This window comes from Coriobacteriia bacterium (assembly GCA_013334745.1).
Taxonomy (GTDB): domain Bacteria; phylum Actinomycetota; class Coriobacteriia; order Anaerosomatales; family JAAXUF01; genus JAAXWY01.
The window spans coordinates 142,712-168,848 of sequence record JAAXWY010000001.1 but is presented as its reverse complement, the minus strand read 5'-3'; the positions used below and the strand labels follow the sequence as shown (position 1 = coordinate 168,848).

Sequence of the window (26,137 nt, the reverse complement as noted above, 5' to 3'; positions counted from 1 at the left end):
CTTCTAGTCCTCCTCGGCCTGCGCGTACTCGACTTCCAGACGCTGCATGAGCTCGGCAACCGACGGCACGTCGTGAATACGGGCAGCTGCCGAGCCCGAGAACACCAGGCCCTGCTCAACATCGCCACCCTGCGCCATCTCCAGCTCGCTCATGATGCAGTACTCCTTATGGCACTCCTTGAGGCAACTGATGCACTTGGGGATAGCCGGGTAGTCCTCACGCTGCGTGCGCTCCCAGAAGGGATTCTTCAGGGCGCGACCCGGCAGTCCGACGGGGCTCTTGACCAGGACGATTTCGTCGGGTGTCGCGTCGACGTACATCTGCTTGAACGCCTCAGGGGCGGAGGATTCGACAGTAGCGGCAAAGCGGCTGCCCATCTGCACGCCGGCGGCGCCGAGTTCGAGCACTTCCTTGATATCGGAACCGGTGACAACGCCACCAGCGCCGATGACGGGGATCGTGACTGCCTCGACGATCTCCGGGAGAAGTTCCTTCATGTAGCGGTCGGTACCGAGGTGACCGCCGGCCTCGAAGCCTTCAACGACCACGGCCGATGCACCGAACTTCTCGGCGAGTTTGGCGACGCGCGCGCTGCCCACGATGGGAACCATGGGGACGCCGGCGTCCTTGCACCACGTGAACACGTCGCGCGAGAAGCCGGCTCCGGCGATGACGAGGTCGATACCCTCATCAAGCGCCGCCTGAACGAGCTCCTTGAACTTGCGAACCGCGACCATGATGTTGACGCCGACGACTCCACCCTGCGCGATGGCGCGTGCCTGCCGGATCTCCTCGCGAAGCTCGTCAACGGTCAGGCCGCTGCCGGCGATGATGCCGATGCCACCGGCGGCCGCGACAGCCCCGGCAAGAGGTGCAAGCGAGATGCGCACGGCCATACCGCCCTGCACTATGGGCAGGCGTGCCGTGCGTTCGCCGATCTTCAAGGAAGGCATATCCACGTCAGTAACGCACCTTTCGCGCGGGATCACTGGTGTGTGCGAGCACACCCGGCGACGGTCAATCCGCCGCCGGGTGGAGATTACGCACGACTAGCTGTTCGACGAGATGTAGTTCACTGCATCGCCGACGGACTTGATGTTCTCGGCTTCCTCATCGGGAATCGAGATGCCGAACTCCTCTTCAAGCGCCATGACAAGCTCAACGATGTCGAGCGAGTCCGCACCGAGGTCATCGACGAACGATGCGTCCTCGTTGACGTCATCCTCATCGACACTGAGCTGCTCGACGATGACAGCCTTTACCTTCTCAAGCAGTTCTTCACGCTCCATACAGCACACTTCCCTCCTCCGGTACCGGATCCAAACGCACAGGGGCTGCAAGGCCCCGGATGCACTATGAGAATGTCATACCACCATCGACCGCAAGCGTCTGCCCGGTCACGTATGACGCCTCGTCACTCGCGAGAAACGCGATGGCCGACGCAACGTCGTCAACGGCGCCGAATCGCTTCATCGAGATGGTCGCCAGCGCACCTTCGCGCGCGGCTTCGGGCAACTCCGCGGTCATGTCGGTCTCGATGAAGCCCGGAGCGACCGCGTTGACGCGCACTCCCCTGCCGGCAAGTTCGCGTGCGACGCTCTTGGTGAGTCCGACAACTCCGGCCTTCGCAGCCGCGTAGTTGGCTTGCCCCGCGTTGCCGACAAGCCCGACTACGCTCGTCACGTTGACGATGGAGCCGCTGCGCTGCTTCATCATGACCTTGGAAGCGGCCCGAGTGACGTTGAAGACGCCGGTGAGATTCGTTGCGATGACCGCGCCCCAGTCCTCATCGGACATGCGGACAAGCAACCCGTCGCGGGTGATCCCCGCGTTGTTGATGACGACATCGAGTGCGCCGAGCTCTGCGATCGTGGAGTCGACCAGCGCAAGCGCCGCCGCCGAGTCGCTGACGTCACCCTGCAGTGCGACTGCGCGCCCGCCCAGAGCGACGATGCTTTCGACGACCGCGTCCGCAGAGGCCTTGGAGCCCGCGTAGTTCACCGCGACTGCGGCTCCGTCGGCGGCCAGACGCAGCGCGATAGCCGCGCCGATGCCACGGGACGCGCCGGTGACCAACGCCACCTTGCCGGAAAGATCAGGCATCCGAAGCGACCTCCTCAACGACCATCTCCAGGTCGGCTGATTCTATTGCGATGGCGGTGACACCGTCCACGCGCTTCGCCAGTCCGGTGAGCACCGCGCCCGGTCCGGCCTCGATGATTGTGATCGGACCTTCGGAGGCCAAAGCGGCGACCGTCTCGGTCCAGCGTACCGGCGACGTGATCTGCATGATGAGGCGAGCCCGAATCACCTCTGCGTCCGTAGCAGGCGTCGGGTCCGTGTTCTGAAGAACCGGGATGTGGGCGTTCGAGAAGGCGGCGCCCGCCAAAATTTCGGAGAACGCCGATCGGGCGGATTCCATGAGTGGCGAGTGGAATGGCCCCGCGACGGCAAGCGGCACCACCCGACGGGCCCCTGATTCGAGGAGTGCATCAGTAGCAGCAGCGATACCGTCGGTGCTGCCGGAGATGACAACCTGACCGGGTGCATTGTCGTTGGCGACCCACACGTCGTTGATCTCGGCGATAGCCGCGGAGATGGTGGCGCCGTCAAGCCCGAGCACCGCGGACATGCCACCGGGGGTGGCAGCTGCGGTACTCGCCATCAGCTTGCTGCGCTCCACGACGAGCTCGAGTCCGGCCTCCGGAGAGAAGACGCCGGCAACGGCCAGCGCGGCGATCTCGCCAAGCGAATGTCCTGCGACGGCAGCCGGGTGGATGCCACTGGAGATCAGTGTCACGCCCCACGCCCAGTCAGCGAGGTAGAGCAGCGGTTGCGCGATGCGTGTATCGGAGAGGTCCTCCGTCTCGCCCAAGCGTGCGACGGACGAGAGCTCGATACCCGACAACGCCTCTGCGGCGTCGAGCAGACGCTCGAGAGATTCGAGCTCGGGAACGCCATCAAGCATGCCCGCGCTCTGGGAGCCTTGTCCGGGGAATACGAATGCGGTCTTAGCAGGCACGCGACTACCCCGCGTCCGACAGCGATCCGAGCCGCGACATGACGTCCTCGGCCTCTGCCAGGAGCTCTGCGACGATGTCGGCCGCAGGCAGAACGTCGCAAACGAGCGCGGCGGCCTGGCCGGCCATCAGCGACCCCATGTCGGTATCGCCCTCGCGCATGGCCAGCGCAAGCTTCCCAGCGCCGAGAGCCTCGATCTCCTCGGGCTTGTTCTCGCGATCGAGCTCCATGATGGCCCGGGAGAGTCTGTTCTTGAGTACGCGTACAGGGTGCCCGGTGGAGCGGCCCGTTACCACGGTGTCGCGGTCCTTGGCCTTGACGACCTGGGCCTTGACGTCCGGATGGATGGTGCACTCCGTTGCGCACATGAAGCGGGTACCGATCTGAACACCCTCGGCACCCAACGCGAAGGCGGCAGCGACGCCGCGTCCGTCCGCGATGCCACCGGCTGCGATGACGGGAATCGACACGGCATCAGCGAGCTGGGGAGTGAGGACCATCGTCGTCAACTCGCCGATATGCCCGCCGGCTTCCATACCCTCGCCGATGACGGCGTCTGCGCCGATGGACTCCATGCGCTTCGCAAGAGCCACCGACGGCACGACGGTAAGCACCTTGATGCCCGCACCCTTGAGCCCGGCCATGTACTTGCCGGGATTGCCGGCGCCGGTGGTGACGGCGTGAACGCGTTCCTGAATGACCATCTCGACCAGTTCGTCGATGTGAGGGGTGAGCAACATGAGGTTCACGCCGAACGGTTTGTCGGTGAGCTCCTTGGCGCGTCGTATCTCGCCGCGAAGAATCTCGGTCGGCATGTGGCCGGCACCGATGATGCCGATCCCGCCCGCGTTGCTGACCGCCGCCGCGAGTTCCGCGGTCGCGGTCCAGGCCATCCCGCCCTGAATGATGGGATGCTCGATGCCCAACAGCTCGGTGAGCCGGGTGCGCAGCGCCATGAAGCCTATGCCTCCTCGTTCGGTACAGACATCGTCCAACGAATCACGGCGGCGCCCCACGTGAGGCCCGCGCCGAATCCGACGAGCGCAAGCAGGTCGCCGGGCGCGAGTCGCCCGCTAGTATACAGGTCGTCCAGGGCCATCGGTATCGACGCAGACGAGGTGTTTCCGGTGTGTGCCAAGTTGCAGTACACACGCTCATCCTCAATCCCCAGCCGCTCCTCGATCGTCTGGATGATGCGCTGATTCGCCTGATGCGGCACGAGCCAGCGCAGGTCGTCGAGGGTGTGGCCGGAGGCTTCAAGAACCTCGTTCGTCGCGCGCGGAATCACCCGTACCGCGAACTTGAACACCTCACTGCCATTCATCTTCACGTACTGCTGATGATCGTCGATCAGTTCGTGGGTTATCGGCTGAGTCGCGCCACCGGCGGGCATGATCAAGTGCTCTGCGCCGGTCCCATCGGCCCCGAGCACGATCGACTCGATGCCCGGTTCCTCGCTGACGCCCAAGACAACCGCGCCGGCGCCATCACCGAAGAGCACGCACGTCGAACGGTCGGTGAAGTCGATATAGCGGGTGAGCGCTTCGGTCCCGATGACGAGAACCTTGTTCGCTCGGCCGGATTCGATGACCGCAGTGCCGTACTGAAGACCGTAGATCCAGCTCGAGCAAGCTGCCATCAAATCGACGGCAGGGCACGTGAGGCCGAGCTTGGCCTGCGTAACGCACGCGGTGGACGGCATGATGTAGTCGGGACTCGTGGTGCCCAAGAGCAGCAAGTCGATGTCGTCGGGGCCAACACCGGCGCGATCCATGGCAATCCGGGCTGCGCGCGCAGCAAGATCCGAACACGTGTCGCCCTCGGCAACGACCCGCCGCTCGGCGATGCCGCTGCGGCTTCGGATCCACTCGTCGGATGTGTCGACCATGGTCTCGAGCTCGGCATTGGTCATGACCCGTTCGGGCAGGTACGAGCCGGTGCCTATGATCGTCGCGTGTCGTGTCATGAGGTGCGTGGTGTCTCCTTGTATCAAGTGCGGTGCGAAGGCGTGGTTGCACGCCCTGGGCCGCAAGTATCGGGGCAGTCTACCTGTGTGTCTTCCCTCAAAGAAGTACCGCTCAGTCTAGTTTGTCGCGACTGCTTCTGCGATGCGACCGGTGAGGTTCCCGCGGACGGCCTGCGCGGCGACGCGAATGGCGTTCTCCACAGCGACCTCGCCCGACGAGCCATGACCGATGATGCACACCCCATCGACTCCGAGGAGCGGGGCGCCACCGTAGGTATCGGGGTCCAAACGGCGCTTGAGATCGACCATGGCCGGCTTGAGTGTCGCCGCTGCGAGCCTGGTGAGCATGTTCGCCATCATCGCGTCCTTGACCTGCCCGAGCAGTACCTTGCTCGTACCCTCAAGCAGCTTGAGCGCGACATTGCCGGTGAAACCGTCGGTCACTATGACGTCTGCAGCGCCGGTCAACACGTCGCGTCCCTCGATGTTTCCGATAAAGGACGGCAGTGCCGCTGCGAGGAGAGCGTGGGCATCCTGTGCCAGCACGGAGCCCTTCGTTGCCTCCTCGCCGATGTTGAGCAACGCGACCCGTGGGGACGTGATGTCGAGCACGACGTTGGCGTAGGCCTCCCCCATCTCGGCGAATTGCAGGAGGTTCTCGGGTTTGCAGTCGGCGTTGGCGCCCACGTCGAGCAACACACACGGCGGACCGACGGTCGGTAGAACCGTGGCGATGGCAGGACGACTGACACCCTTGATGCGGCCCATGATCAGCGTTGCAGCCGCCATGGCTGCGCCGGTCGATCCCGCCGAGAAGAAGGCATCGGCGGTCCGCTCACGAACGAGCCTCGCACCCACGACGATAGAGGAGTCCTTCTTGGATCGCACCGCATTCGCCGGATGCTCATCCATGCCGATGACCTCTGTGGTCGACACCGCTTCAACACGACCGGGGAATCGAGCGGCGAACGGCTCAACGACGTCTGCGGGCCCGGTGAGCACGATGACGACATCGGCGAGCGAGCCAACGGCCCGCTCAACCCCACCGAGTATGCGACCGGGGGCGAAGTCCCCACCGATGGCGTCGACTACGACGCGTACGGTCCGCTCCGACATGTGAACTCCTCAGAAATCGACGTGATGATCGCGAGCGCATTCTACCAAGTGGCCCTCTGATCATGGTGCGGCACACGAAACGGTCGGCGCACCTGTGGGCACGCCGACCGTGTCACGCGTCTAGAGGGGTGACTGCAGGCCTCGACGACCGCAGTCTCACTCGTCGGGTCCGACTAATCGGTCTCGACGACTTCCTTGCCGTTGTAGTAGCCACAGTTGCCGCATACGCGGTGCGGAAGCTTGACTTCGTGGCACTGCGGGCACGTCGACTTGGCCGGAGCCTCGAGGACGTGAGAGGAACGGCGCGAGTTGGTCTTCGACCGGCCGGTCTTTCGCTTCGGAACAGCCATCTACCTTCAGATCCTTCCGCTTGGCACGTCAGCACGGTTAAGGGCTGCGTGCGTCATCTCAATGTCATTCGCCGACCGTGTCCGGTCGCACGAGCGACGATGATACCACGGGCAAATGCGGATGTGTACAGCCGACCTAATCCTCGTCGGCTGCCGGAGCAGTGAGCAGGTCCCCCAGCGAGGCGAAGGGATTGTCGGAATCGGGCTCCTCGTCGCAGCCGCACGGCTCGGTGTTCATGTCAGCACCGCACTCCGGGCAGATTCCCGCACAGTCGTCGGCGTGCAGCGGCGCGAAGGGCGCTTCAAGAACCAGCGCGCTCATGATCTCCGGGAGGATGTCGACGAAGCCTTCAGCGCCGATCTCCGCAAAGTCCTGCTCCTCGGGGATGTTCTCAGTATCGCCGGGGTGCACGAAATAGCCGTCGACGTCGGCCTCGATGACCAGTGGGAACTCGATGAGGCATCGTGCGCACGTAGCGACGGCATTCGCCACCACAGTGCCGAGTGCAACGACGCCCGTACCGCCGTTGGTGAGGGTGACGGTGAAGGATATCGGCTCGGTCAGCGCGAAGTGCTCGTCGCCGACGTCGAGCTCCGTGAGTGTGAGCGTATCGGACACGCTGATGCTCTCACCGAGCGTGTCGAGGATGCCTGCTATCTCGACCGGGTAGGACTCCATGGTGTTGGCCTCACGACGCGGGCGGACAGGAGCGCAGGTGCGCTACTGGCGCTGCCCACCGCCGCCACCGAGCTTGCCTTGGAGCCGATCACGGCCACGCTGCACAGCGGTGAGAAGCTTGCCGAGGTTGACCTCGAGATTCGCGAGCATCTCGTCGGCGTAGTCCTCTGCGCCCAGGCGAATCTCACGTTCCTGGGTGCGGGCCTTGTCAAGGATGTCCGCAGCCTGCGCCTCGGCCAGACGAACGACCTCTGTCTCGTTGGCGAGCGCCTGCGCGCGATCTCGTGCGTCCTCGAGAACCCGGTTAGCCTCTTTCTCGGCCTCCTCGAGCATCTCCTGGCGCTCCTTGACGATCCAGCGTGCCTGCTTGAGCTCGTCCGGATACTGCGCCCGGATCTCATCGACGATCTCGTAGACCTTCTCCTGGTCGACCATGCGAGTTCCCGTACGGAACGGGACGGTCCGAGAGTTATCAACGATCTCTTCGATGCGGTCGATCAGGGCCATGATGTCCATGAAAGCTGCCTCCCTAGCGGGGTTCGTTCATCTTGCGCTCAAGCGCATCGCATACGACGTCTGGTACAAGCCCACGCGCGGAACCACCGTGCCGGGCAATCTCCTTCACCGCTGACGAGCTAAGAAACATGTACTCCGGGATGGCCATGATGAACAGTGTCTCGACCTTGGAGTCGAGTCGCCAGTTCAAGGCGGCCATCTGGAACTCGCGCTCGAAGTCGGTCATCGCCCGCAACCCTTTCACGGCCACCGACGCCCCCACCTCATGAGCGAATTCTATCAATAGCGTATCAAAAGCCCGGACTGACACGTTTGAGAGGTGGGAAGTCGCGGTTTCGATGAACCCCACACGCTCCTCAACCGGGAACAAGGGCCCACCGTTCTTGGTCTTTGAGAACGCGACCCCGACCACAATCTCATCGAACAGCCCAGCTGCACGCTCGATGATGTCGAGGTGGCCGGAGGTTACCGGGTCAAAGGTGCCGGGAACGATGGCGCGCTTCACGTGGTGTGCTGCCCCCCTCGCACTGTCGCGATATCGACGTGCGTCTTGTTGTACGTCTTGGTCTTCTCCAACACGATCTGATCAGGCCAGTCGACCGAGACGTTTGATGCGTGCTCCCACACGATCAACGCTTCCTCAGTCAGCGACCCATGCTCGAGAAGGTCTCGGATGAATCCGACAACGGAAACCGGGTCAAGTCTATATGGAGGGTCGAGCAGAAGCAACGAATACGGACCGTTCGGGAGCGCGCCCCGCTGGGCCAACACAAGCGCGTCACCAGCGATGATGGTGGTCTCACCCGTGACGCCGAGCGCCGCGACGTTGGCACGCACGGCTGCCAGCGCGGTCTTCTCATGCTCGACCATGACAGCGTGGCTACAGCCCCTCGAGAGCGCCTCGAGTGCGAGAGCGCCGCTCCCTGCGAACGGGTCGAATACCGCACCTCCGCCGAGGTCCGCACCTGCCAGGGACGTCATCGAGCTGAACGTGGCCTCACGAACCCTGTCGGTCGTCGGCCTCGTTGTCAGGCCCGCTGGTGCCTTGAGAACACGCCCTCTGAATCTGCCGGCGATGATCCTCATCCACTACTCACCCACTTCCAGGCCTCTCGATACACACGCTTGGTCTCTGCAAGCAAGGGCCGATGCTCCGGTGACGTCAGGTGCGGATCGGAATCGATGATCTCCACGGCATCGGCACGCGCCTGTGCAATGAGTTCAGCGTGGTCGAGGACCGAGGCAAGCCGGAGTGCCGGCAGGCCGTGTTGGCGGTCGCCGAGGATGTGACCCTCACCCCGAAGACGCAGGTCGTGTTCGGCGAGAGCGAAACCATCCTCCGTCGATGCGATGGCCTGCATGCGCTCCTTGCCCTCGGCCGAGCGAGGATCGGCAAGCAGGTAGACTTCGCCCGGCTCCTCTCCCCGACCGACTCGCCCTCGGAGCTGGTGGAGCTGAGCGAGCCCGAATCGATCCGCATCCTCGATGATCATGACCGTCGCATTGGGCACATCGATGCCGACTTCGATCACCGTCGTGGCCACCAGCACGTCCACGACCCCGTCCCGAAACTCGCTCATCGTGCGCAGCTTCTCCGCAGAGCGCATCCGCCCGGTGAGCAGCCCGACGCGCAGGTCCGAGAACACCTGGCTGCTAAGGCGCTCCGCTTCGCGGTTGGCGGCCTTGGTGGCTGCGGCCGACTCTGACTCGTCAACCAGTGCGCACACGACAAACGCCTGCTGACCAGCGCGCACGGCGGCCCGCACCCGCTCGTATGCGCGGTCACGCTGCGCCGGCTTCAGCACCGTCGTGCGAACCGGTGCTCGCGAATTCGGCCTCTCGCGTAGATACGAAGGCTCAAGGTCGCCGTAGAGGGTCAGCGCGAGTGAACGAGGGATGGGCGTCGCGGTCATTACCAGCAGATCCGCACTCGCACCCTTGCCTCGGAGGCCGAGCCGCTGGTTGACGCCGAATCGGTGCTGTTCATCGACGATGGCGACAGAGAGTCGCTTGAACATCACACTGTCTTCGAGGAGTGCATGGGTGCCGAACGCGACGCTGAGCTCCCCTTCAGCGAGCCGTGTGAGTGTCTCCCGACGCTGTGCTGCCGGCGTCGAACCCGTGAGCAGGGCCCACGTCACGTTGGCGGCATCGAGAAGGGGGCCCACAGCGTTCGCGTACTGCTGGGCTAGTACCTCTGTGGGAGCCATCATCGCGCCCTGAGCTCCGGCATCCGCAGCGACCGCAAGCGCATGCGCAGCGATCACTGTCTTCCCCGTGCCGACATCGCCCAACAGCAGCCGATTCATGGGTCGCGGTTCGCTCATGTCGAAGAGAACCTCATGAATCGCCGCTATCTGATCACCGGTCAGGTCGAAACGGATGGCTCCGCGAAGCGCCGCAAGCGCCGCCCCGTCGAGCCGATGGGCGATGCCCGCCTGCTCGCGCGTGACACTATGGCGACGCATCCCCATGTAGAGCTGAAGTAGTAGCAGCTCGTCGTAGGTCAGCCGAAGCCTGGCCGCATCCGAATCGTGGCGAGTTGCCGGGAAGTGCACGTCACGCAGCGCGGCATGGAGTGGCACCAGCCCACGGCGCGACCTAAGCGCTGCGGGTATGTGGTCGCAGACATCTGAGTAGTCATCGACCACAGCGGCGACAAGGCGCCTGAGCCATGCGGTCGACAGACCCTCCGTGGCCGGATGGACCGGAAGAACCCGGCCGGCCTCGGCATCGTCTTGATCAGCGGCAAGTTTCTCGACGAAGGGGGTCTTGATTTGCTTGAAGCCGTAGTCGAGTTCCACTTTGCCCGCGAAAGCAACGCGGTCTCCCGCAGCGAACCGTTGCTGAATGTAGGGCTGGTTGAACCACACGCCGAGAAGCACGCCGGTGCCATCGACGATTGCGACCTCCGTGATCGTGAGTCGTGGACGAGGCTTCTTGACGCGGACCTCGTGCACGCGTCCAACGACGGTGACCTCACTGCCGGAACGAGCGTCTCGTAGCGTGGTGACGTCGGTCAGGTCGAGGTAGCGCATCGGATAGTGCCGAAGCAGCCCCCCGATGGTCGAGATGCCGAGTCTACTCAGGGCGGCCGCACGCGTGCCGTCGACGAACCTGGCGTCGGCGACGGGGGCCTCGTGAGCGGCAAGCCGGTACGCCCGGTCGCGAGTCTGGGCGTCGGGGCACATTCGCAGTTAGCTGGCCGGGTAGTAGGTGCAGCCGAGGGTTCCGGGGCCGGTGTAGACACCGATGACCGCACCGATCTCGCCATCTGCTTCCCACGCGACGTCCGCACCTGCGGCGGTGATGGCTGCTCGTAGCTCGTCAGCCGCAGTCGGAGTGCACGCATGGAGAAGGGCGATGCGCATACGACCGTTCGCCTTCGTGTCCGAGGCGACGTGCTCGGCGAGAGCCGCGATAGCCTGCTGCCGGCCGCGTACCTTCTTGAACGGCTCGATGATCCCGTCGTCGTTCACTCGGAGAACGGGCTTGATGTTGAGCAGTGAGGCGGCGAGCCCGGCGGCCTTTCCAGCACGGCCTCCCTTGACCAGGTTGTCGAGCGTGTCCAGGAGGAAGAACAGTCTGCACTCTGCGGACACAGCGAGCGCGCGAGCTTCGATAGCTGCAGCCTCCCCACCAGCGTCACGGACCTCGACTGCGGCCTTGACCATCAGCGCTGTGGCCTGGGACGCCTTCTTGCCGTCCACGACGCGAACCGGAACCGGCGAGGTCTTGGCGGCAAGCATCGCCGACTCGTAGGTACCGGATAGCGCAGCCGACAGATGAATCGAGACGATCTCCTCAACCCCGGAAGCTGCCAGGGCCTCGTACGCCGCAGTGAAATCAGCGGGTGAAGGCTGCGATGTGGTGGGAAGCGCCGAGAAGGACGCAAGCTTGGGATAGAACGCCTTGGGATCGAGATCGATCCAGTCGCGCACGTGTTCGTCGCCGAAATGGACGGTGAGCGGCACCATCGTCACGTTGAGTCCCGCAAGTATCTCAAGAGGCAGATCGCACGTGCTGTCCGTAACGATTCCGACGGCTGGCATGGGTCTCCTTACCTGAAGTTTGGATCGGCTATTCTGCCGACATGAGGACCGGGTAGAGCGGCTGTTCGCCGCGCAGGGCTTCGACGTCGATGCCTGGATTCGCTGCCTCGATCGCGTCGGCGAGTGCGGCAAGCGAGTCGTCATCGAAATCTTCGCCGGCAAGAAGCGTCAGAGTCTCCGCGCCGTCGGACAACAGAAGCGTAGCGAGTCCTGAAGCAACGGACGCCACATCATCGCCGACGATTTCGATCTCGTGGTCAGAGATGCCGATCACCTGGCCGGCCTTGATAGCGCCAGCCTTACCCTTGGCGTCCTTGACGGCGGTCGTAACCTCACCGGTGCGCACCGCTTGGGCAGCCTCGGTCATCTCAGCGACGATGGCCTCGGGATCTTCCTCGACCCCGTCGTAGCCCAGCATCGCCGAGAAGGCTTGGGGTACCGACGTCGTGGGCACAACGCCCACCGGCTTCTGGGCAACGGATGCCGCAGCCTGCGCAGCCATGATGATGTTCTTGTTGTTGGGAAGCACGATGACCGTCTTCGCCGGGACCTGTGCGATTGCGTCCGCGAGGTCCTTGGTCGAAGGGTTCATCGTCTGGCCGCCGCTCACGACCAGATCGACACCGAGCGAACCGAGAATCTCGGCGAGGCCCTCACCGGCGGCAACAGCAACGAATCCGACGGGCTTAAGCTCCTTGGGCGCTGCAGCCGACTTCTCCTTGGCAAGTCCCTCATCGCGATCTTGTGACTGCCGACGCATGTTGTGGATGTGAACGTCGGAAACCTCGCCGATGCCGGTCATATAGGCCAGCACGGATCCCGGGTCGTTGGTGTGCACGTGAACCTTGAACTCGCCGCCTGATCCGACGACGAGCTCGCTACCGCCGACACCAGCGACGTAGTCGTGGACCGCCTCGGAGTCGATACCTTCACCGAACAGCAGGAACTCCGTGCAATAGAGGTACTCATCGTCATCCCAGTCGTCGACAGGATCGACACTCAGGATGGGCGCCGACAACGAAGAGACGTCAGCGATGGCGATCTTCTCGCCCAACGCCGCGGCAACAAAGCCCTCAATGAGAATCGCAAGCCCGAAACCGCCGGCGTCGACGACACCGTTCTCCTTGAGGACGGGCAGAAGCTCAGGAGTTCGGCGTACGGAATCGAACGAAGCCGCCGACACCTGCCGAAGCGCGTCGGAGAGCTCAAGGTGCTGGTCGGCGGCGTGCCGTGCGGCTGTGGCCGCATCGCGCAGGACGGTGAGGATGGTGCCCTCGACCGGCTTGCGCACGGCCTGAAAGGCGACGGTGACGGAGCGCTCGAGCGCTGTAGCGAGGAGCTCGGAGTCTGCTGAGGCAGCACCGTCGATGCCCTCACACAAGCCCCGCAGTATCTGGCTCAGGATTACCCCGGAGTTGCCGCGTGCACCCATGAGAGATCCGTGGGTGATCGCGTGGCACGCGGCGGCGGTGTCGGCATCTGCCGGCAGAGCCGCTACCTCAGCGACGACCACGTCCATGGTGAGGGACATGTTGGTGCCGGTGTCTCCATCAGGAACGGGAAAGACGTTGAGCCGGTTGACTTCTTCCTTGCGCTCTTTGAGTGCCGCGGCGGCCGACGAGACGAGCGTCGCGTAGAGAGATGTGGTCATGTGGTCAGCTCCGGTTCACTGGGCGCTTCGTACTTTGACGCCCTGGACGTGAACATCGACAGTGGCCACTTTCACGTCGGCCATGTTGGTCAGTACGTATCGAACCCTATCAGCGAGGTTATGGGAGACCTCCGTCAGGTTCGTGCCGAACTCGATGACGACGAAGAGGTCCACGTGCACGCCGTCCTCCTCGGTGACGATCTTGATGCCCTTGCGCAGCTTAGCGGCCGGGAGCAACTGAGCGACTCCGTCACGGAGTGAGGGACTCGCCATACCAACGACCCCGTAGCTCTCCAAGCACGCATAGCCCGCGAGATCCATCAGGACGTCGTTGGCGATCTGGACTGTGCCGGCGACACGAGATGCCATCATCTACTCCTCTTCGGATGCGGACTCGGGTAGTGCGCTCAGGTCTTCAAGCAACGATCCGACCGCAACGTCATGCATGACAGCGACCTCGCGGATGCTCTCCATTCCCGCCGCCAAACAAGACGGGCAAGCAAGCCCGTGACGATCAAAAACGTCAGCGGCACCGTCTTTGAAGGCGAGGACATCCTTGATGAGCGTGTCCGGCGTGATACGGTCCATAGCGCGCCCTCCCCTCGCCGTTCGACAGACGATGGAGCAAGTATAGCCGAGGTGCCAACCCGCTCAAGACAACGCGCCGAGGCGCCGAGCCCTTGTTGCTTCCGACAGGCCTGTGGTAGCATTGCCTGCGTTTTGCACCCGATAGAAACGAGAACGGTCGATCACTCGTCGGCCGAGCAACGAACGAGGAGTCTACTGATGTCGAAGGTCTGCGCAGTCTGTGGCAAGCATCCGGTGGCCGGACGCAACGTCAGCCACTCGCACCGTGTCACCAACCGTATGTTCCGACCGAACATCCAGAAGGTCACCGCGGTCATCAAGGGTCACGTCAAGAAGGTCAACGTGTGCACCAAGTGCATGAAGGCCGGCAAGGTCACCCGCGCGTAACCGCTCTTCGCTAGCGATTCACTCCGACGGCCGTCCCACTGGGGCGGCCGTCGTGTCTTCAGGCTCGAAGGTCGATGCATCGGCCGCCGCCTCACCGGACTGCTCGACCACGTGCAGAAGTGCGCGCACCGCACGCGGGTCGAACTGCGAGCCTGAGCGCCGCTCCAGCTCCACAACCGCCTCGGCGTGAGAGAGTCCTCGTCGATACGGTCGGCGTGACGTCATCGCCACATAGGCATCAGCAACGGCGAGGATCCGGGCACCCAGCGGGATATCAGAGCCGGCCAGACCCGCCACGTACCCGGAGCCATCGAAGTGCTCGTGATGGTGGTAGACGAGCGGCAGAACATCACGCAGGGACGCCGACTCGGCGAGAATCTCGGAGGCGATGATCGGGTGGAGCTTGAGCATGGCCCACTCCGACGTCGAGAGCGGGCGGTCCGCCGCACCCACGACGGTTCCGGTCGCAGACATCCCGACGTCACGCAGCATCGCCGCGATGCGCAGTGCGGCTGCATCGTCTGCCGACAGGCCGTAGTACGCTGACATTGCCTCGCACAACTCAACGACCCGGTCCGTTCCACCGCGGGCGTACGGGTCGCGAGTCTCGAGCGCGACAGAGAGCGACCGAAGCGTATCGAAGTAGAGATCCTTGGACTCATGCGAGGTCCACGCCCGTCGCAAGGATGCCACCACCACACGCGCAAGAGCCTGCAAGGACTCAAGGTGGCGGGCGGATAGGCGGGCGTGAAACACCGCACTGCCGACGCACAGCACGCCCAGCACCGACTCCTCATCGGCAAGCGGAACGCACACCGCCGAGCGGATCCCGTGGCGACGGCTCCTGACTCCTGCATCCTTGAGGTCCTCGATTACGACGGGCTGCTGACTCGCTAGAACCCAGCCGGCAATCCCGTCGCCTTCGGCGACGTCGGTGTTGATGACGATGTCGTCGGGAAGGCCTCGGGCCGCAGCGATGTGCATCCGGTGCGTCGGCTCATCAAGGAGCATAATGCTGCCCGTCTGGGCCGAGGACAGTTGCATGGCACGGTCAAGGGCGGTGGCCAGAACATCGTCGGGGTCGAGAATCGTTGCAAGCTGGGCACAGGCGCGCGTGAGCATCTTGGCCGCACGAGCTTCGAGCCGTGCGACGTGAACGACCAGGGCCCCGGCGAGCGATCCACGAAGGGTCGCCATGGCCGACTCGATATCCTCACGGTTAGGTTGCTCGGGGCCGGAGAAGTCAACGAACGCCATCCCACGAACGTCCGTATCGTCCAACGCGAGCGCATAGCGCCACTCAGGACGAGTTGGGTCCCATTCATGACCACCCTCAATGGTTGCAAGCGCCCCGGCCGGTGTATCAAGCGCGAGCTTGGCGAGGCCACTGGTGGAGGGAATAGGCGTCTGCGCGGGGCTGACATCGCCCACGGACTCGACGAAGCGTAACGTGGACGTGGCCGGGTCATCCAGCCACAGATGGGCGCTGAGCACGTTGCCGGCTGCCCCTGCGGACTCCAGCAGTGCTGAGAGCACCTCCGGCGTGCGCAACGCGGCAGGAAGTCGTACAGGGGACACGTGGTGCTGGGCGACCTCCTCGACGACCGGCGGATCGTCGGACGCCACAGCGTCATTGTCGACACCGGAATCGGATGGAGGTAGCGCCGAGAAGGCTTCTCGGCGAGCATCCAGACCCACTGACGGCTCCACATCCCCAGCCGCCACCGCAAATGCAGGCTGGACCGACTGCGTCGATGCCGCAAACATCGCCACGACCGCGATTGCGGCGAAACACGCCGCTACGACTGCGAGTACCTGCGAATGTGCAACAACCGCAAGGGCACCACAGGCGATGGTGCCAACGATGAGTGCGGCTATCGAGTGACGTAACGAGCGATTCATGTGCGCAGCCCAGTCTGCCGAGCGCTCCAGTCGTTCGGAGTATACGCTGCTCTACCCTCGGCTGGCGGAGAAGACGGCCGCCGGAACCGATGTCTCGGGAGACATCACTATCACGGTACCTTGGTGAACCTGCACCTCAGCTCTGTCGTCGCCAGCGATGAGGTTGCTGATGCCACGCGCGGTCTCAGGTCCAAGCTCTGCTCGCGACAGCGGCCACCTCAGTCCACTGGCCGATACGAGCGCCACCCCACCCCACGCGATGATCGAGACGGTGGCACCTCTCCCCTTCAGGCGCACCCCGCGCTCACCGCGCCCGTCGAGCACCCACGCAGTCATGCCAGGTTCGATGATGCGTGGCGACATGTCCGCGGCCCCTGCGAGGGCCGCGAGTGCACCCATCCCGTGGTCGAGGCGTCCCCCAGAGACCGCCGTGACCGTGATGGCGGTCGCGCCGAGCCGTCGAGCCTCGACGATCGCCAGCTCAAGATCGGTGGCATCCTTCTCGGAGGGGAATCGCGTAACGGGCACGCCGAGACTCGCCAAGCGATCTACTGCGAGGGGCGTCGCGGAGTCCAGGTCGCCGACGAGGAGGTCGGGCGTCACCCCCGCTTCAAGACACAGATCGGCGCCACCGTCGACGGCGATGGTGAGGTCATGACCGACGCAGAGGCGCTCGATAAGCGCTGGCGTCCGGCCGTCTTCGCCCGCCGAACAGATGAGGAGCGCGTTCATGTCGCGCCGTGTTCGGTGCTGAGGGGTGAAGGCACGGCGCGCTCGATGGCGGGCAACACGACGCTCGCAACCGCGATTGAGAGTGCAATTGACGGAACGATGTAGCCCAGATTGTAGATCGCCGAGTAGAGCCAGATGGGTTGACCCGTCGGTGCGTTCTGGCCGAAGAAGACCATTCCGGATGTCCATGCCGCGAGGAATCTACCCGTCCCACCAAGGATGATGAATGGGATGCCGACAGCAGTGGCCCGGCCTCGGCCCGTGCCGAGAGCGGACAGGTACAGCGAGCTTCCCAGACCTGCGAGCCCGACTGCACCAAACGCCAGCGGGTAGTCCAGAAGCACCTGTATCGGCGCGACGAAGAAGGGCTCAATGAGGTAGTCGACGCAGCCGAACAACACTCCGGCAACCACACCGGGCACGACTCCGCGACGCAGCGCCAGCACGAGAATCGGCACCATCGATAGCGAAATGGTGCCGCCGGCGAAGTTGATAGGCAGCCTGACGGCGATGACACTGAGCACGGCACTGAGTGCAACGCACAGCGCAATTTCAACGAGAATCCGAGTTCTTTGCGATCGCACGCGCTCTCTCCTCATCGAGGTGCCGAGGGTACTCCGAGCTTAGCGGCGAACGGACGCTCGAGGCGTCAATCCGTCGTGCAGGCCCCGCATTACCGGAACCGTCATCTCGGTCGCGACGTTGCCGTCGCCTCTCAGCCGCCGCATTCCGGCAGCTCCCGACACGGTGTTCATTTGTCGTCTGATTGTCCCCCGGGGATCACGTGAACGCAACCGACCACGTCGCTGGGTTACCGCCTACGGAACTGCGGGGTTTCGGACGCCGAACACGCTCGCTATGCCCTGATACACAGCCCTCGCAACCTTGTCGGCCCATGCCGGGTCCTTGAAGCTGGCGAGATCCTCACGCGATGCAGTGGATCCGAGTGTGAGCCGGGTGTATGGCGATCCCGTGACGGAAAGCACAACGTCGGAGTTGCCTGCGGCCTGACGGGAGGTCATCCCCTGTCCCGCCAACGCGGAGGTGATCTGCGAAGAGAGGTTCTGCGAGGCAGTCGCGATGGTGGGCGCCACCGTCGAGTTCGGGTACGCAAGGGCCATACCGGGCGCGCCTGACGCAATAATGTCGAAACCAACGGCGACAGTGGGCGAGCCTTCCTTTGCTCGAAGCTGTCGCGCGGTCGCCGAACCCGTGGTCCCGGTATCCGTGATCGATCTGGTCGTGCGCACAGTCGCTCCGGATGCCTCCAGAAGTGACTGCAGTCGGCGAGTGACTTCAAGGGCTGTATCGGGCTGACCGGCGATTGGTGGCGCCGGGTCGAGAGTGATCTTCACGCCGTTGAGCGAGAAGGGAACCAGCGTCGCCGAGGTAGTCGTTGACGCCGTGGTGCCCGTTGCCACCGTGATCTTGATGATGTCCCCGGTGTGAACTGCCGCTCCGGCAGCAGGGTTCGTGAAGAGAACCGTGTCACTCGGCTGGTCCGAGAGCTGGGACTCGACCTGGACCTCCAGGCCCTTTTGCTCAAGCTGGCTCTTTGCGAGGGTAAGCCCCTGGCCGACTACATCCGGCATCGTGAACTCTTCCGTGCCCGCGGAAACCACGACCGTCACGGTCCCACCCCGCCTCAGCTCCGAGCCGGTCTCCGGTGACTGCGACAGTATGGTGTCGACCGGCAGCGTGGAGAATCTGCGATCCGACACCGTGAGCTTGAGTCCGACTGTCGCCAGGCGTTCCTTAGCCTCCTGCGTTTGAAGGCCGGCAACGGTAGGAACCTGGACGCGTGACCGAGCGGCTACAAACGCCGCGACACCCGCGGTAGCACCGCCGACGAGTAGCACAGCGAGCAACACCCACACGAGCCAGCGCGGCACAAGCGGCTTGCGCTTGGGCCGAATGCGATCGAGCCGACCCCCTTCGACGAGCACCGGGCCCTCTTCTGCCGGGACCGCGTTGGGAGCTGCAGCAAGCCACGCTGCCATCGCATCGTCCGCCTCGGCATCGGTCGGTGACCATGCCGAGGAACCCGGCGCGTCTCCGGCCTGCGAGAGCCACGCATCCATCTCGTCGACGGAGCCGACGGTCTTGGGTCCGGGCGGTGCGTCCGGTGCGGGTGATTCCGCCAGCGCGTCCTCGTGAACCGCAGTGTCGCTCCCTGCGGCAACGGGCTCATCCTGCGCGGGAGGCGCGGCCTCGGGCGGAGTGTCCGCCGAAGACGTGTCGCTCGCCGAGGGTTCGGTGCTGAAGAACGGTGAGTCCTGCGAGGGTGGGACGAGCGCCCCGGATCCAGCGTCGATTGCTGGAGAAGGTGGGGTGGCGGGCGTATCGTCATCAAATGCGTCGCCGAAGAGCGACGTGGGTTCAGGCGTCTTGTCCATACCGACTAGTGTATACGATGCGATGCGGCCATCGGGCTGGCATGTATGCTGCTTTTGTGAAGGTTCGTCCCGTCCGCATGTGGGTTGAAGGAGTACTCAAGAGCGATGGCTACTTATGACTTTCGCTGTAAGGCGTGCGATACCGAATTCGAAATCACGCGTTCAATGGGCTCGACAGACGATGTCTCCTGTCCTGAGTGCGGCTGCGAAGCGACCCGCGTATTCACGCCTGTTGGGGTCGCGTTCAAGGGTACGGGCTTCCACAACACCGACTACCGCCCGAAGCCACCATCGGAGGCGCCTTCTTGTCCTGCAGCCGACTCAGGTTCATGTGCTGGCTGCGCTTCTGCGGGCGACTAGCTCCGTCCACTCTCGACATACCGCTCCTGCAACACAAAGAGGACCCCGTAATGGGGTCCTCTTCATTTCTCGGCGGTGAAACAGGCGGGGCAGGACACGCGAGCGACTCGGGGCCGATTCCCGAAGGGCTGACCGGAGCTAGTCCATCCGGACCCAGAACTTCTCGGTGCCGGTGCGGTAGATCGTGTCGGTGAAACGCACGGTCTTGGAGCTTGCATCCATCGCGACCGAGTTGGTGCGCGATCCGGAGCCGAAGTACTTGACGCCACGCAGCATCTCGCCGTCGGTGACACCGGTCGCTATGAAGGCGGCTTCATCTGTAGCGACCAGGTCGTCCATGGTCAGGATGCCGTCGAGAAGCGGCGTGCCCATCTCGACCGCGCGGGCCTTCTCCTCCGGGCTGCGCCATGCGAAGCGGCCCATGAAGCAGCCGCCGATGCACTTCATGGCGGTACACGCCAAGACACCCTCAGGAGCTGCGCCGATTCCCAAATAGAGATGGATGCCCGTGCCCTCGATGGCGGTTGCGACTGCTCCGAAGACGTCGCCGTCGGAGATGAGTCGAATGCGGGCGCCCGCCTCTCGTACTTCCCGAATCAGGTCGACGTGCCGGTCACGCTCGAGAATGCATACGACGAGATCCTCAACGTCGCGCTTCAGCGCCTTCGCGACGTTACGAATGTTCTCGGTGGGTGATGCGTCGATGTGTACCGCCGAGGCCGCTTCGGGGCCGACGGCGATCTTGTTCATATAGGTATCGGGCGCGTGGAGCAGCGTGCCCTGAGGCGCGAATGCCAAGACCGCAAGCGAGTTGGACTGGCCGTACGCGGTGAGGTTGGTGCCCTCCAACGGATCGACCGCGATGTCGATGGCCTCTCCGCCACGACCGACCTTCTCGCCGATATAGAGCATTGGCGCCTCGTCGCGTTCGCCCTCTCCGATGACGATGGTGCCCGAGATGTCGACGTCGTTGAACGCGGCCCGCATGCCCTCGACAGCAGCGTCGTCCGCCGCGTGCTTATCGCCTTTACCCATCCAGCGACCTGCCGCCAGCGCGGCGGCCTCGGTGACCTCGAGCATCTCAACGATACGGGTGTTGCGCATGTTGCCTCCCTCGTGACGTCCGCAAGCGTGGTGCGGACGGTGCCGGACTACCTGAGCCGTACAAGACGGGCGGCAAAATGCCCGTCAGGTCCGTCGGGTTCTTGAATGGACTGGAACCAACCCTCGGACGCAACGCAGTGCTGCCACTCGTCCGGGACATCCGCGCGCACGGTATCAAGCGCGAACCCTCTCCCCTGCTCACTCGCCAAGAACGCGCTCACGACGTCGGAGTTCTCCTGGTTCGCAAGCGTGCAGGTGGAGTACACCACGAAACCTCCGGGACGAACAAGGGTCGCCGCGGTCGCCAAAAGACGCGATCCGAGTGCTGCCAGCGCGGCTACATCTTCTGGCGTGACGCGCCATCTCTTCTCCGGATGGCGCCGCAATGTACCCAGTCCCGAGCAGGGTGCGTCGATCAGCACCCGATCGGCCGTTCCTGGTCCGACCAAGGCCGAAACCGCAACGATGTCGGTGGCATCAGCAGTGTGCGCCATCACGCCGGGCACCCCGAGCTTCCTCATCCGCTCTGCCAGCAGACGTGTCTTGAAGTCGTGGTTGTCAATGGTGTGGAGCTGGCAGCTGCCGCCTGCGGCAACCGCTGCGGACTGCATGAGCAGCGTCTTGGTGCCCCTGCCCGCGCCGATCTCCACGACTGTGGACCCCGGAGCCGGCGCAACAAGACGAGCGACAAGTTGTGCCGCGGCGTCAACGGCAATAGCCTTGCCGGAGGCCAGCGTGGCGCCGCGGACGGCGTGCCCCGCCTCGCTGGCTCTGAGGCAGCCCTTCACCGGACACCGCGACGGCTTCGCGTGCTCCTGCTCGAGCAGGAGCACCACCTCGTCGAGTGATGAGCGGAACGGGTTCGCGGCCAGGAACAGCGGAGCCGGTTGATTGTCGGCGTCCATCGTCAGTGCGGCAGTGTCGCGTCCGAGCTCCGCGATCCAAAGGGCTGCAATCCACTCGGGATGGGCGTTCAGTCTGGCCAGTGCTGCATCGTCATGCGCAGGATCGCCCCATGGGAACGCGGGCGCTTCCTGGGCGACGCGGCGCAGGACCGCGTTGGCGAGTCCCGAGGCCTGGGGACGAACGGTCTTGACCAACTCCACGCCTTGATGGACTGCAGCTCGATCCTCGGTGTGCAGGAACACGATCTCGTAGGTGGCAACCTGAAGCGCGTCTCTGATCCGCGGCTCAAGGCGCTTGCCGGTGTGGCAGCGGTCGATGATTTCATCGAGTGTGCCGCTGGTCTGTAGCGCGCCGTAAGCGAGCCGAGTGGCGAACGAGGCGTCCTCAGCCGAAAGGCTCGTACGACCCAGCGCGGCAGACAGCACCTCGTGGCCGTACGACTGCGACTCCCGAACTCGGGTCAGAACCTCTCTCGCGAGCTTGCGCGCTGCCGATGCCGGCATCAGGCACCGGTCCAGGTGAGACTCGAACCCTGTTGCAGGCCTCGTGCCCAGTCGGCCGCCGCCATCGACCTCTTCCCATCAGGCTTGATGCGTTCAAGAAGCAGTGAGCCGCCCTGCAGGGAGATCACGAGTCCCTCCTTGGATGCACGGACTGCGCCGGGCGCCGCGAGATCATGATCAACCGGCGTTTCGATCATGCGTGCCGAGAGAACAGTCACGGGCCGTCCTGTGATCGAGATGCGGCATGGAGCCGCGTCCGAGGATGCCCGCACTCTGCGCAACGCATCCGGTGCGCTCATCTCGGGCTCGATCAACACGTCGCCCTTCGAGATCTTCTCGGCGTACGTGACGAGCGACTCGTCCTGCTCGACCCACGTGAGTTCAGGTGAGCCGAGTTTCGCAAGGCACGCAGTGAGTTCACGGGCACCGAGCATTGCGAGCTGGTGGGAAAGGTCGTCTGAATCCGCCTCACCGATCGTGACGGACGCCTGAGAGCAGTACGGCCCTGTATCGAGGCCGGCCTCCATACGCATGATGGAGACGCCAGCCAGCTCATCGCCCGCGAGGATGGCCCGCTGGATCGGCGCAGCGCCACGCCAACGGGGCAGGAGCGAGGCGTGCACGTTGATCGCGCCGTGTACGGCCACATCCAACACGGTTTGCGGAAGGATCGCACCGTACGCCGCGACCACAAGGACGTCCGGGGTCAGACTCGCGAGCGCTTCGACGACCTCGGGCGCCTTGAGAGACGACGGCTGCACGACCGGCAGCCCTGCCGAGAGGGCGGCTTCCTTCACTGCAGACGGGCGAACAGCACGCCCTCTGCCGGACGCGGCATCGGGTCGAGTGTAGACGGCAACAACCTCGTGGTTTTCGGCGAGTGACTCAAGCGTCGGTACGGCGAAAGTCGGCGTGCCCATGAAGACGACGCGCATTCCTGTTCCCCCTGTGCTCAGTGGCGTCAGATCGACACGTCGCCCGGCTGCGCGCCGGCATCTCGCGCCTCGCGGTAGCGCCGCAGCGCCGCCTTTCGCTCCTCGGCGGTGGCACGATCGATGATCAGCACACCGTCGAGATGATCGATCTCGTGCTGGAGCAGGCGTGCGTGCAGCCCCTCCGCCTCCAAGACGACGGGCGACCCCTTCATGCTGACGGCCTCACAGACCACCCGTACGGGACGCTCGACCGCGACCGTGATTCCCGGAAGCGAGAGACAGCCCTCGTCGTCGACCTCGAGTTCGTCGCCGGTCTCAATGATCCGCGGGTTGCACAAGGCGATCGGGTTGCCCTCGTCCTCGAGGTCGTACACGATCACGCGCTTGAGCACACCGATCTGAGGCGCCGCAATGCCGATGCCTGGAGCCTCGTACATGGCCTTCGCCATGGTGCGACACAGGTCGACGAGACTGTTGTCGTTCTGTGGGTCGACAGGCGCCGCGTGCTGCTTGAGCGCGGGACTGGGGTGGGTAAGCACATCCATCGAAGAGTAGTCCTTCGCTTGTGATCGGTTAACGAGCGCGTCCATGCGTACGCACATGACTGCAGCAATCATACCAGCCAGATGCGTCCGGAATGGGTCGGCCGTGGTGGTGCGAACGTCCCTACAAGAGGTCGAGTGGGTCGACATCGGCCGTCACGGTCACCTCGGCGGGGCTCTTGAGAGCGCCCAGTGCATGGCTCACCACTCCCGACACGGCCGCGCCCTCAGGCGCCTTGACCAGCACGTGCCAGCGCCACACGCCCTTGATTCGGGAGATGGGTGCGGGGCTCGGTCCCAAGATGCTCGAGCCGACAGGCAGTGAAGATTCGAGCGAAGCAGCGACTCGTGCGGCAAAATCCGCGACGACACCCGCATCCTTGCCCCATATCAGGACGTTGACGAGGCGCCCGAACGGCGGGTAGCCGAGCTCAGTTCGCTCAGACGCCTCCTGTGTGTAGAAGACGGAGGGGTCGTGTGCGGCCGCCGCCCGGATGGCGGGATGATCCGGCCAGTACGTTTGGACGATGACCCGACCTTCGTCCGAGCCACGCCCTGCACGACCGGCTACCTGCTCAAGGAGTTGGTAGGTCCGCTCACCGGCTCGGAAATCGGGCATGTGAAGTGTCGTGTCAGCGTTGATGACGCCGACAAGTGTCACCTCGGGGTAGTCGAGCCCTTTGGCGATCATCTGGGTACCGAGGAGAATGCCGCTTTCGAGGGCCTCGAACGCCAGCAGAGCCTTCTCATGCCCTCCCTTGCCCCGAGTCGTGTCCGCGTCCATTCGCACGATGGGAAGACCCTCGACGATTCCGGCGAGATCAGACTCGACCCGCTGGGTTCCGGCACCGAATTGGCGTAAGTAGGGACTGCTGCAACGAGGGCAGACAGCAGGCACGGGATGAACCGCACCACAGTGATGGCACTGGAGTCGCGTGCCGACCTCGTGGTACGTGAGTGAAACCGCGCACTCCTCGCACTCCGGCACGAATCCGCATTCCCGGCACAGGAGGAAGGATGCGAACCCTCGTCTGTTGAGAAACAGCACGGCCTTGCTACCTGCGGCAGCAACCTGCTGAAGCGCTGCGATCAATGGGCGCGAGAACATGGAACGGTGTCCCGCCTCGAACTCGGCAGCCATGTCGACGACTGTGACCGGCGGCAGCGGACGCCCTGTGACCCGGGCAGGAAGCGCGACGCGTTTCCACTCGCCCGTATCGCATCGGTGCCTCGACTCCATGGATGGGCTCGCGCTGCCCAGAACGACTACTGCGCCGGTGAGCTTCGCCATCTGCGCCGCGACGTCCCGAGCGTGATATCTCGGTGCGGAGCTCTGCTTGTAGCTGGACTCGTGTTCCTCGTCGATGACGATGAGCCGCAGGTCCGACAGTGGAGCAAAGATTGCCGACCGGGCGCCAACGACGACCGACGCTTCCCCGCGCCGGGTCAAATCCCACTGGTCGTAGCGCTCTCCTGCGGACAACCGTGAATGAAGAACGGCCACCTCGCCTCCGAAGCGCGACCGGAAACGGCCCACCGTCTGGGGTGTCAGCGAGATTTCAGGCACGAGCACGCATGCGGTACCCCCGCTGAGGCGAACCGCCTCGATTGCTTGCAAGTACACTTCGGTCTTTCCAGAGCCCGTCACGCCGTCTACGACGATGACCCCACCCGCACGGGCTTCAAGCGCCTCGCTGATGGCCTGAAGCGCGTCGGCCTGTCCCGCAGTGAGCTCTGTGTGACGCGGGGCGGCCTTCTCCCGCACCAGAGGATCGCGAAATCGCCTGCGCCGCTCGACCACAACCGCGCCTGCGACTTCGAGTCGCTTGAGGGCGCCGTCGATGCTTCCCAGATCCGCAGCGAGTTCCGCTGCGCGGCAGGGTCCCGCGGTCAGGGCCTCCAAGACGGCCCTTTGCATGGTCGCGCGGGTTCCCGGCACGAAGTCGCTCGGTTGGTCAGGCAGCCGAATCCAGCGGTCATCCACCGGACCTGCGCCGGCCCTGCGAAGCTCCCAGTCGCCGGTCTTGGATCGCACTGCCCGTGGCGCGCCGCCCGGCGGCATGAAGAGCCGCAAGGCCTCGGAGAGCGGGCAGAGGTAGGTGTCGGAAATCCAGTGCGCGAGCGCCGGCGCGTACTCCCCGAAGTACCCGGCGCCCAGCACCGCACGCAGAGGCTTGAGCCGCGGGAAGTCACTGTGGTCCGTCACTCCCACGACGTAGCCAACAACGGGCCGGTTAGCGAAGTCGACCAGGACGCAGTGGCCTACACCGACCTCACCGAGCTCCTCGGGGACGAGGTAGTCGAACGGCGTGTCGAGTTGCCGTGTTGCCACGTCCACGATGACCTGCGCGACCGCCATACGACCTCCTCTCCGACCACACGAACCCTGCGGACAAGCATACAGAAGGCCACCGACACCCTTGCGAGTGC

General features: G+C 64.3%; 28 protein-coding genes. 2 read left to right on the top strand and 26 right to left on the bottom strand.

Annotation, left to right across the window (positions count from 1 at the left end):
- Positions 1 to 3 precede the first annotated feature (3 nt).
- The 17 genes from HGB10_00795 to HGB10_00715 form a co-directional block, all read right to left on the bottom strand.
- Positions 4 to 954 (bottom strand): nitronate monooxygenase, encoded by a 951-nt coding sequence (locus tag HGB10_00795; protein NTU70351.1) that lies wholly within the window; start codon positions 952 to 954, stop codon positions 4 to 6.
- Between the two features lie 96 nt (positions 955 to 1,050).
- On the bottom strand, positions 1,051 to 1,290 hold the full coding sequence (acpP, locus tag HGB10_00790; protein ID NTU70350.1) for an acyl carrier protein: 240 nt from the start codon (positions 1,288 to 1,290) through the stop codon (positions 1,051 to 1,053).
- 64 nt (positions 1,291 to 1,354) lie between these two features.
- On the bottom strand, positions 1,355 to 2,104 hold the full coding sequence (fabG, locus tag HGB10_00785; GenBank protein NTU70349.1) for a 3-oxoacyl-[acyl-carrier-protein] reductase: 750 nt from the start codon (positions 2,102 to 2,104) through the stop codon (positions 1,355 to 1,357).
- Positions 2,097 to 3,023 (bottom strand): ACP S-malonyltransferase, encoded by a 927-nt coding sequence (gene fabD / locus HGB10_00780; protein NTU70348.1) that lies wholly within the window; start codon positions 3,021 to 3,023, stop codon positions 2,097 to 2,099. The genes fabG and fabD overlap by 8 nt, the downstream gene beginning before the upstream one ends.
- Before the next feature lie 4 nt (positions 3,024 to 3,027).
- Positions 3,028 to 3,978, bottom strand: coding sequence for an enoyl-[acyl-carrier-protein] reductase FabK (gene fabK / locus HGB10_00775; protein NTU70347.1), 951 nt, complete (start codon positions 3,976 to 3,978; stop codon positions 3,028 to 3,030).
- A gap of 5 nt (positions 3,979 to 3,983) precedes the next feature.
- The gene (locus HGB10_00770; GenBank protein NTU70346.1) at positions 3,984 to 4,988 is read right to left on the bottom strand and encodes a ketoacyl-ACP synthase III; all 1,005 of its coding nucleotides are present in this window, start codon (positions 4,986 to 4,988) and stop codon (positions 3,984 to 3,986) included.
- A gap of 117 nt (positions 4,989 to 5,105) precedes the next feature.
- Positions 5,106 to 6,104, bottom strand: coding sequence for a phosphate acyltransferase PlsX (plsX, locus tag HGB10_00765; protein ID NTU70345.1), 999 nt, complete (start codon positions 6,102 to 6,104; stop codon positions 5,106 to 5,108).
- A gap of 173 nt (positions 6,105 to 6,277) precedes the next feature.
- On the bottom strand, positions 6,278 to 6,454 hold the full coding sequence (gene rpmF, locus HGB10_00760) for a 50S ribosomal protein L32 (GenBank protein NTU70344.1): 177 nt from the start codon (positions 6,452 to 6,454) through the stop codon (positions 6,278 to 6,280).
- A 136-nt stretch (positions 6,455 to 6,590) separates the two neighbouring features.
- Positions 6,591 to 7,133 carry a DUF177 domain-containing protein gene (locus HGB10_00755; protein NTU70343.1) on the bottom strand — a complete coding sequence of 181 codons (543 nt, stop codon included), beginning with the start codon at positions 7,131 to 7,133 and terminating at the stop codon, positions 6,591 to 6,593.
- A gap of 42 nt (positions 7,134 to 7,175) precedes the next feature.
- Positions 7,176 to 7,649, bottom strand: a complete 474-nt coding sequence (locus tag HGB10_00750; protein ID NTU70342.1) for an ATPase — start codon at positions 7,647 to 7,649, stop codon at positions 7,176 to 7,178.
- Positions 7,650 to 7,662: 13 nt separating this feature from the next.
- On the bottom strand, positions 7,663 to 8,154 hold the full coding sequence (gene coaD, locus HGB10_00745) for a pantetheine-phosphate adenylyltransferase (GenBank protein NTU70341.1): 492 nt from the start codon (positions 8,152 to 8,154) through the stop codon (positions 7,663 to 7,665).
- On the bottom strand, positions 8,151 to 8,735 hold the full coding sequence (gene rsmD / locus HGB10_00740) for a 16S rRNA (guanine(966)-N(2))-methyltransferase RsmD (protein NTU70340.1): 585 nt from the start codon (positions 8,733 to 8,735) through the stop codon (positions 8,151 to 8,153). The genes coaD and rsmD overlap by 4 nt, the downstream gene beginning before the upstream one ends.
- A complete protein-coding gene (gene recG, locus HGB10_00735; GenBank protein NTU70339.1) occupies positions 8,732 to 10,840 on the bottom strand; it encodes an ATP-dependent DNA helicase RecG in 2,109 nt (702 codons plus the stop codon). Before recG ends, rsmD begins: the two co-directional genes overlap by 4 nt.
- Before the next feature lie 6 nt (positions 10,841 to 10,846).
- Positions 10,847 to 11,701, bottom strand: a complete 855-nt coding sequence (locus HGB10_00730) for a DegV family protein (GenBank protein NTU70338.1) — start codon at positions 11,699 to 11,701, stop codon at positions 10,847 to 10,849.
- A gap of 28 nt (positions 11,702 to 11,729) precedes the next feature.
- Positions 11,730 to 13,352: a DAK2 domain-containing protein gene (locus HGB10_00725; GenBank protein NTU70337.1), complete on the bottom strand. Its 1,623-nt coding sequence runs from the start codon at positions 13,350 to 13,352 to the stop codon at positions 11,730 to 11,732.
- A gap of 15 nt (positions 13,353 to 13,367) precedes the next feature.
- Positions 13,368 to 13,721: an Asp23/Gls24 family envelope stress response protein gene (locus HGB10_00720; GenBank protein ID NTU70336.1), complete on the bottom strand. Its 354-nt coding sequence runs from the start codon at positions 13,719 to 13,721 to the stop codon at positions 13,368 to 13,370.
- Between the two features lie 3 nt (positions 13,722 to 13,724).
- The gene (locus tag HGB10_00715; GenBank protein ID NTU70335.1) at positions 13,725 to 13,940 is read right to left on the bottom strand and encodes a DUF1858 domain-containing protein; all 216 of its coding nucleotides are present in this window, start codon (positions 13,938 to 13,940) and stop codon (positions 13,725 to 13,727) included.
- 198 nt (positions 13,941 to 14,138) lie between these two features.
- On the opposite strand from HGB10_00715, the gene HGB10_00710 reads away from it, so the two are divergent.
- The gene (locus HGB10_00710; protein ID NTU70334.1) at positions 14,139 to 14,327 is read left to right on the top strand and encodes a 50S ribosomal protein L28; all 189 of its coding nucleotides are present in this window, start codon (positions 14,139 to 14,141) and stop codon (positions 14,325 to 14,327) included.
- A gap of 18 nt (positions 14,328 to 14,345) precedes the next feature.
- Here HGB10_00710 and HGB10_00705 read toward each other — a convergent pair whose 3' ends face one another.
- The 4 genes from HGB10_00705 to HGB10_00690 form a co-directional block, all read right to left on the bottom strand.
- Positions 14,346 to 16,229 (bottom strand): GAF domain-containing protein, encoded by a 1,884-nt coding sequence (locus HGB10_00705; protein ID NTU70333.1) that lies wholly within the window; start codon positions 16,227 to 16,229, stop codon positions 14,346 to 14,348.
- Positions 16,230 to 16,280: 51 nt separating this feature from the next.
- Positions 16,281 to 16,961, bottom strand: a complete 681-nt coding sequence (locus tag HGB10_00700) for a thiamine diphosphokinase (GenBank protein NTU70332.1) — start codon at positions 16,959 to 16,961, stop codon at positions 16,281 to 16,283.
- Positions 16,958 to 17,560 (bottom strand): energy-coupled thiamine transporter ThiT, encoded by a 603-nt coding sequence (gene thiT, locus HGB10_00695; GenBank protein ID NTU70331.1) that lies wholly within the window; start codon positions 17,558 to 17,560, stop codon positions 16,958 to 16,960. Before thiT ends, HGB10_00700 begins: the two co-directional genes overlap by 4 nt.
- A 219-nt stretch (positions 17,561 to 17,779) precedes the next feature.
- On the bottom strand, positions 17,780 to 19,357 hold the full coding sequence (locus HGB10_00690) for a PASTA domain-containing protein (GenBank protein NTU70330.1): 1,578 nt from the start codon (positions 19,355 to 19,357) through the stop codon (positions 17,780 to 17,782).
- Between the two features lie 105 nt (positions 19,358 to 19,462).
- On the opposite strand from HGB10_00690, the gene HGB10_00685 reads away from it, so the two are divergent.
- The gene (locus HGB10_00685) at positions 19,463 to 19,717 is read left to right on the top strand and encodes an FmdB family transcriptional regulator (protein NTU70329.1); all 255 of its coding nucleotides are present in this window, start codon (positions 19,463 to 19,465) and stop codon (positions 19,715 to 19,717) included.
- A 138-nt stretch (positions 19,718 to 19,855) separates the two neighbouring features.
- Here HGB10_00685 and glpX read toward each other — a convergent pair whose 3' ends face one another.
- From glpX to priA, 5 genes are all read right to left on the bottom strand, one after another.
- Positions 19,856 to 20,821, bottom strand: coding sequence for a class II fructose-bisphosphatase (gene glpX / locus HGB10_00680; GenBank protein NTU70328.1), 966 nt, complete (start codon positions 20,819 to 20,821; stop codon positions 19,856 to 19,858).
- 47 nt (positions 20,822 to 20,868) lie between these two features.
- Positions 20,869 to 22,230, bottom strand: a complete 1,362-nt coding sequence (locus HGB10_00675) for an antitermination protein NusB (protein NTU70327.1) — start codon at positions 22,228 to 22,230, stop codon at positions 20,869 to 20,871.
- Entirely contained in the window at positions 22,230 to 23,165 is a 936-nt protein-coding gene (locus tag HGB10_00670; protein NTU70326.1) for a methionyl-tRNA formyltransferase, read from the bottom strand. Before HGB10_00670 ends, HGB10_00675 begins: the two co-directional genes overlap by 1 nt.
- Positions 23,166 to 23,191: 26 nt before the next feature.
- Positions 23,192 to 23,710: a peptide deformylase gene (def, locus tag HGB10_00665; GenBank protein NTU70325.1), complete on the bottom strand. Its 519-nt coding sequence runs from the start codon at positions 23,708 to 23,710 to the stop codon at positions 23,192 to 23,194.
- A 121-nt stretch (positions 23,711 to 23,831) separates the two neighbouring features.
- Entirely contained in the window at positions 23,832 to 26,066 is a 2,235-nt protein-coding gene (priA, locus tag HGB10_00660; GenBank protein NTU70324.1) for a primosomal protein N', read from the bottom strand.
- Positions 26,067 to 26,137: the final 71 nt, after the last annotated feature.